Annotated in this window: 5 protein-coding genes and 3 tRNA genes; 1 reads left to right on the forward strand and 7 read right to left on the reverse strand. The window is 43.7% G+C overall.

Features of this window, described 5'->3' with window-relative positions; genetic code table 11:
• Positions 1–832: 832 nt before the first annotated feature.
• The 7 genes from ACI31J_RS07005 to ACI31J_RS07035 all read right to left on the reverse strand — a co-directional run bounded on the left by ACI31J_RS07005 (position 833) and on the right by ACI31J_RS07035 (position 4,932).
• Positions 833–1,942 (reverse strand): hypothetical protein, encoded by a 1,110-nt coding sequence (locus tag ACI31J_RS07005; RefSeq protein WP_439773713.1) that lies wholly within the window; start codon positions 1,940–1,942, stop codon positions 833–835.
• A 114-nt stretch (positions 1,943–2,056) separates the two neighbouring features.
• A tRNA-Asp gene (locus tag ACI31J_RS07010) sits at positions 2,057–2,131 on the reverse strand.
• Positions 2,132–2,136: 5 nt separating this feature from the next.
• A tRNA-Gln gene (locus ACI31J_RS07015) sits at positions 2,137–2,208 on the reverse strand.
• Between the two features lie 29 nt (positions 2,209–2,237).
• Positions 2,238–2,310 (reverse strand) — tRNA-Val (locus tag ACI31J_RS07020).
• Between the two features lie 445 nt (positions 2,311–2,755).
• The gene (locus ACI31J_RS07025; protein WP_439773714.1) at positions 2,756–3,772 is read right to left on the reverse strand and encodes a zinc-dependent alcohol dehydrogenase family protein; all 1,017 of its coding nucleotides are present in this window, start codon (positions 3,770–3,772) and stop codon (positions 2,756–2,758) included.
• 16 nt (positions 3,773–3,788) lie between these two features.
• Complete coding sequence (locus ACI31J_RS07030; protein WP_439773715.1) at positions 3,789–4,199, reverse strand: VOC family protein; 411 nt, start codon at positions 4,197–4,199, stop codon at positions 3,789–3,791.
• Between the two features lie 139 nt (positions 4,200–4,338).
• Positions 4,339–4,932 carry a site-specific integrase gene (locus tag ACI31J_RS07035; RefSeq protein WP_439773716.1) on the reverse strand — a complete coding sequence of 198 codons (594 nt, stop codon included), beginning with the start codon at positions 4,930–4,932 and terminating at the stop codon, positions 4,339–4,341.
• 335 nt (positions 4,933–5,267) lie between these two features.
• On the opposite strand from ACI31J_RS07035, the gene ACI31J_RS07040 reads away from it, so the two are divergent.
• The gene (locus ACI31J_RS07040) at positions 5,268–5,978 is read left to right on the forward strand and encodes a DNA/RNA non-specific endonuclease (RefSeq protein WP_439773717.1); all 711 of its coding nucleotides are present in this window, start codon (positions 5,268–5,270) and stop codon (positions 5,976–5,978) included.
• Positions 5,979–6,610: the final 632 nt, after the last annotated feature.

A 6,610-nucleotide genomic window follows, 5' to 3' on the forward strand; every position in this document is an offset into this window, starting at 1 on the left:
AAAGATAATACCACATATAATAACGTACAGTACTTTATTATATAGTTATAATCTATAACAAAATTGTACATCTCATATATGATACAAAGGGATCATAGCAAACGTTTGTTCACCCGTCATTACTTGCGCAGTAAAAGCATTGAACTTTTTTCAACTTTTCCCTAGTGGTCTAGGCCAGTCACTACAATTCCTATGATCTTGTTCTTGATTGTTGGTGTTCTCTTCCATATTCAGGGTGTACTTGTCCTTAACGCTCCACTCATATGCTGAGCGTAGCGATTAGCATCATCATCGAACACTCAGCCCGATAGTGGCTGAATGGTTGTATAGCAACATCAAGAACAGGATATAGATTACTTAAATCAATAAACAGTTTGAAATAATTGCTTACTCATTTAAGTAATTTATATTGCCCCCAGTTGTTTAAGATCACTCCACCCTCTCTTCATTCATCATCCCTTAGTGTTTTGGTTTGGCACTTGCTCAAGGCAACTCATCAGCGGCAACACAAAGAATCCGCAAGGACAACGAATGGATAACTCTCAGCATTTCTGAAGCTTCCGGCCACTTTTTTGACGTCGGTAGTTCGTCGGGGGTCGCATACCCGTGTTAACCACAAGATCGTACCTATCTCAATCTCACGTGCTATTTGATCGTGTCACAAGCGGGGAGCAACCCTAGGTGAACATTAAAGGGCGTACGCTTCACCCTAAAAAGAAAAGCACATAGCCGATCAGCTACGTGCTTGATAATTTTTAGGGTTTAATCTCAATCTAATATCTTGAAATATGTGTCAATCCAGCATTCTCTAACTAATACTGTCTCAAAGGCATTATATTTCTTCGTTCTCAACAGTAGGTTTAATCATTTCTAACAATCGGTTGCCAAGTTCATGGTTGCGGTAATGGTACTGATTGTGAAGAGACTGGTGACTGAGCAGGTGCTTTAAGATGGTTGCTTGATCGATGTTATCGCCGATCGTATTAAGAAGGATACTTAGGTCCTTAATTTTCCGCCGCCCCTGTCGTGTCTGCCGGAGGGACTCTACGAATGCGTCGTTGTCTAGCTGGTGTGGATCAGTGAGTTCAACCGTATGCAGATAGTCCTGCAGCATTGACTGGTCATAATTATCCAGCAGCTTATTTACTGTAATCCGCTGGGCAAGAGCCTCAGTTAAGTAGCAAAACGCGGCAAATACGCGCGCAGCATCGAAACGCTCAAGGTCAACTACTAGCTCTCCTGGCCGCACCCCTTGATCGTTAAGGAGGTTCTCATGATTGGCCGTGGCAAAGTGATCGCTTAGCTGGATCTTAACCTTCTCCAGCAAGTCAGTCGGTTGGGACGGTTGATCAGTGTTTTCGATGGCTGCAACTGGTCTTGATGGCTGAGCAGGCCAAACAGTCTGGTTCGTTCGAATGTTGATTACGGCAAGGCTTTCAGGCAGGAGCCCGGGCAATTTTCTCAAGAAGTTCTTGTTCCGACAGAGGTTCTGTGCGGTAGCGATTACCTTATCAAGCTCATGGTGTTTCCAGAAGCGAATCTCGCCTGCTCCTGGAACAATGAGAGCACCACTTTTTCCAATCCCGCTATCATAGTAATACTGGCGTTCACCTACGTTGGCCCTGATGACATAGTACTCTTTGGCATTGTACTTAATAGGGATCGCAGGAGGTTGCGCAATGGGCTGGGAAGCTGCTGGTACGATAAGCTTCTCCATCAGTTTGATGACCACCACGTCATTGTCATCGTGGATATAGAAACGGTCGTCCCGGCGATTATTGAAGACGGTCGGATACTGTGCTTTGAGCACTGGAAAATCAGCGATGAGCTGGGCGGAATCGTCCCAGAAACGGTGATTTTTCAGCTTATGAGTGAAACCATGGTCATTGGTCCAGTAGTTTTTGTTGCCGCTCTTTGGTAGGTAAACTAGTTGGTATGGCATTGGCAAGTCCCATCCTTTATTAACATTCACTAACATTGTACAGGAGTGCAAACATTTGCCGTCAACAGGAATTTTAAAAATAAAAAAAGCCTTGCAGATGCAAGACTTGAATGACGGTCCGTACGAGACTCGAACTCGTGATCTCATCCGTGACAGGGATGCGTCCTAAACCAACTAGACCAACGGACCAAATATTGGGCTAGCTGGATTCGAACCAGCGCATGACGGTACCAAAAACCGTTGCCTTACCGCTTGGCTATAGCCCAATATTTAATTATGCGGCTAGGTGCCGCAATGGAGGATACAGGGCTCGAACCTGTGACCCTCTGCTTGTAAGGCAGACGCTCTCCCAACTGAGCTAATCCTCCAAAACGTTATCACTTGACAACAGAAACTATCTTATCAAGAATTTGCTTAAATAGCAAGGAAATATCAAAAAAAGTTAAAATTTTTCGTAAAAGCCTCCATTCTCGATTATTTTGAACGTTTAATCTCGTACTGCTTACCTGTTTGTTGGTGGGCGTTTTCGTGTTTCTCTTGATCGCGCAGGTAAAGCTTTAAAAAAGTATTGATTGGTAAAAGCACTGCTCCATAAACAAGTGATGCTCGTCGACTTAAATGGTGTGATTTGCTCATAATTTGCTCCGGATTAATTGGTTTTAAGAAAATCCAGCCCTGATTGTTCAGTAATGATCAAGGCGCCCTTTCTCCCTTGTTCTTAATAATAGCACTTTTAATGCTCAATAATAAACTAGCAAAAATAGCCTGCCCGCTGAAACGAGACAGACTATTTTCGGATGGATTGGTTATTAGTTAGGCTTCTTCGCCAGCAACCTTAACGATTGCCTTTGAAACACCCTTCAGCTTACCACTAACGAAGTCTTCAACGTGGTCAAAGTCTAAGACGTGGGAAATCAGCGGCAGTGGATCAACAGCGCCGGATTGCAGGAGCGCAATTGAGTCTTCGAAGGTGTATGGGTTGATGAAAGTACCTTGGATCTTCAGTTGCTTTTGGAAGACCTTGTAAGTGTTAACCTTGAAAGTGGAGTCAGGGTTACCAACACCGAACATCAGCACTTGACCACCACGAGCGGCAGCTTCAACAGCTTGTTCTTGAGTTTGTGGCAGACCAACGGCTTCAACAACGATGTCATAAGAATCAGCCTTAACTTCTTCTGGGTGCTTAACGTTATTGATCGTCTTGAAGCCAAAGTGCTTCTTGTTGTTTTCCAGCTTTTCGTCGTTGGAACCAGCCAGGGTAACTTCGTGGACACTACGGGACTTAAGGATTTGGGCGATCAGTTGACCTTCGAAACCGTCACCAATGATCAAAGCCTTTTGGTATGGGTGGGTTTCGAGCAGGTCAACCCCGTGTTCAGCACAGGAGATTGGTTCGATAACAGCAGCTGCTTCCAGGGAAACGTTGTCTGGAATGTGGTAAACAACTTCTTCAGGAGCAGTGAAGTATTCTTCAAAACCACCGTCACGGGTAACACCAACGGCATCCAGGTGTTCACACAGTTCTGGACGGGATGAACGGCAGTATTGGCACTTGTGGCAGTAGATGTTAGGGTCAACACTTACCCGGTCGCCAACCTTGAAGTTTTCAACGTCGTCACCAACGGCAGCAACAACACCTGAGTTTTCGTGTCCCAAAACAATTGGCGGAACAGCATCGGCAGAACCCGGCAGACCACCATAGAGGGCCTTGTCGGTACCACAGATACCAGCCCAGGCGGTGTGAATCAATACTTCGTTGGGCTTAACTTGCGGCTTTTCGTAGTCTTGAACTTCAAGCTGCTTTAATCCAGTTAAAACTAATGCTTTCATCAAAAAATCCTCCTAATTAATTCTTAACAATCTCACAAAATTCGATGGTTTCATCGTTGGGACCGGTAATGTTGAAGAACTTGATCCCGTGACTCCAGAAGTCGAGGTGTTGAACTTCGTCTTCCTTAACGTTGAATCCTTCTGCCTTAGCGGCCTTAAATGCGTTGTCCGCATCCTCAACGTTTAATGAAATATGGTTGATTGCCCCTGTCTGGTGTACAGCACCATCGCTGTCCCAGATTTCGAGCATCAGATGACCGGCCTTCATAAACGTTACTTGGTGTCCTTGATCATCAGTGTCAAATTGACCCTGCTTCTTAAAACCAAGCTTCTCCCAGAAAGCGATCGTCTTGTTCATATCATCTGTTGGAATTCCAACGTGTGCCAGATCATCGAAGTATCCAGCAAGGCTTTTGTTAAATGCCATCGAAAGCCATCTCCTTAGTAAGTTTGTGAAGTATTTCTCTTTCAACGCTTTTAATAATACTTGTTTTTGTTCTTTATGTCAACCGGTTGACATAAAATTTTTTAAAAAATTGTGGGGACTTACACAATCCCCACAAAGCTTAGCCAAAGTCGATCTTATCCAGCATCTGTTCCCGGCTGACCTGGTCGAGTCCGAGGTAGGCCAAGGTCATTGCCTCACTGGAATGGTTGAGCAACCGCATTACAAGACCGATGTTATAATTGCTTTGGACGTAGACCCGATAAGCACCGGTCTTGCGCATCGTATGAGTCCCCAGATAATTGATGTCTAGCAGCTCCCCTACTCTGTGCATGACGTTGTAAAATTGCCGCTCATCGATATGCTTATCTGGTCGGGTCGTTGAGGGAAATAGCCATTCTGTACTTCCTTCATAGTGGTTGCGCTTCAGCCATTGCTGATAGATGGCCAGGTCGTTCATGACCGGGCGCAGGTATAGGGTGTTAGGTTTACCGGTCTTCTTATCTTTAATGAAGGCGTGTTGCCGAATCGCCCCATAGTCGTCGAATACGTCCGTCTGTTTCAGCCGCAGGACGTCGCTGACTCGCAGTAGTGTCGCCTTGCCAACTTGAAAGATCGTATAGTTTCGCCGCCCTGCTTTGAAATTATGCAATAGGGTGTCCTGAACCTCTGCTAAGACATTGGAGTCTTTGATTGGTAATACAATTTGTCGCATGCTGATCATCCCTAAGTGTTATTTATTATAGGATAACACATAAGGAAGGCGGTGAGCTTGACGATTCAAGATTCATTGCTAAAATAGTTACATTAAGTCTTTTCGAGGTGACAGTACTGTCAAGCACTACTAAAATTTACCGAATAATTTGCTTATTTGCCATTGGTCTGGTCATTGGTGGTGGTTTGGCAGCTTACCATGATTTTCGCTGTGAACAACAAATAAGGCTTGAATTTGCCAAACGTGATCACCGCCCCGCAAGTCAGATTGGTGGGCTCACCGGTAATCAGTACCATGAGTTAGCGCAATTAGACTATCGCTCTGGCAGCAATCCAGTGGTTCTGGTAAATCGTGGTCGGTCGACCCTCAATCCGAATTCCTGGCGCAAGGATAAGGTCATCTACCAGCAGTTAGATCAGGAACACCGGACTTCTGGCAGCAACACTGCTTTTTTGAATAGCCGCAATCATGCCAATACGCGGCTGCGGACTGCCCAGGTGTTTCAACCCACCGGCTGGCATAATAATAATGCGGGCAACCTCGTTTATAACCGGGGCCACTTGATTGCCTACTCCCTAACCGGTGGAATCGACCAGCGAACCGGTCGATTTCGGGCGGGGGCACTCGGTGATCAGGACAATCCCCGCAATCTCTTTACTGAGACCGACTTTACTAACGAAATTTTGCAGACATATTATGAGACCGAGGTTCGTCATGCCATTGAGCAAGGGAAACACGTTGTTTATCAGGCCACCCCAATCTTTCGTGGCGATGAAAAAATGGCACGTGGCATTAACCTCCAGGCCCTGTCGACTGATGGCACCCTGAACTTCAATGTTTTCCTATTTAACGTTGAACCGGGAGTCGACTTTAATTATCAGACGGGGATGATGCAACATAATTCGCGTACCCGCGTTTATATGCCTACCTATATGAATGGCAATGACAGTGATGACCGTTCAGCTGGTGATGGTAACCTCCGGATTTATGGTCACTATATGCCGCCATTTGCTAACGAACCGCGTCATTATTATCGAGTTAATTAAGAACGCCATGTTTTGTAACGTGACGTTTTTTATGTTATGTTTAGTTTACATAATATCTTAACGGAAAATAAAACGAAGAAATAAGGGCTAACTACACTTTTACACCTATTTATAGCAACCAAAATGGCCTAAAACAGAAGAATGTTATTTGTTTTTATTTAAAACAAATAACATTTCTTCAAAATTAGTAATTAGTGTTTCGCATAATACCGGGATTAGTGAAGTGTTATTTGTAAGAAATAACACCTGATTTTAGCCCTTATTTTGTTAAAATTTGGGCTAATTTCAAAATTGCCGATGAGCACAATCGAGATGATCAACTACCCGCCTAAAATATTTTCGCGTCGTCTGAGACAAAAACCAAATTAAGTGATTTTAAAAATCAGATTATTGCATCTTTTTAACTTTATTTTTCAATTTGAATATTGCTTTTATGTTCAATTTAATTAGTTAATAAATAAAATAATTAAATCTATAGTTCTATAAAATGTTTAGATATAGTTATCTCATATTTAGTTTACATAATAATTATAGTGAAGATGAGATTTGGACACCCCAATAAGGAAAAAGGAGATAACCCGCAATTGCGGATCATCTCCTTTTCTATTTACTGAAAATTGAGTCTGTCAGTT

Origin of the sequence: Limosilactobacillus sp., from assembly GCF_051873075.1 — a bacterium.
Taxonomy (GTDB): domain Bacteria; phylum Bacillota; class Bacilli; order Lactobacillales; family Lactobacillaceae; genus Limosilactobacillus.

Bases quoted from the DNA above. Each gene is read 5' to 3' on its own strand.
- ACI31J_RS07030 (WP_439773715.1), bottom strand. From the start codon at position 4,199: ATGGCATTTAACAAAAGCCTTGCTGGATACTTCGATGATCTGGCACAC.
- ACI31J_RS07035 (WP_439773716.1), bottom strand. From the start codon at position 4,932: ATGCGACAAATTGTATTACCAATCAAAGACTCCAATGTCTTAGCAGAG.
- ACI31J_RS07005 (WP_439773713.1), bottom strand. From the start codon at position 1,942: ATGCCATACCAACTAGTTTACCTACCAAAGAGCGGCAACAAAAACTAC.
- ACI31J_RS07025 (WP_439773714.1), bottom strand. From the start codon at position 3,772: ATGAAAGCATTAGTTTTAACTGGATTAAAGCAGCTTGAAGTTCAAGAC.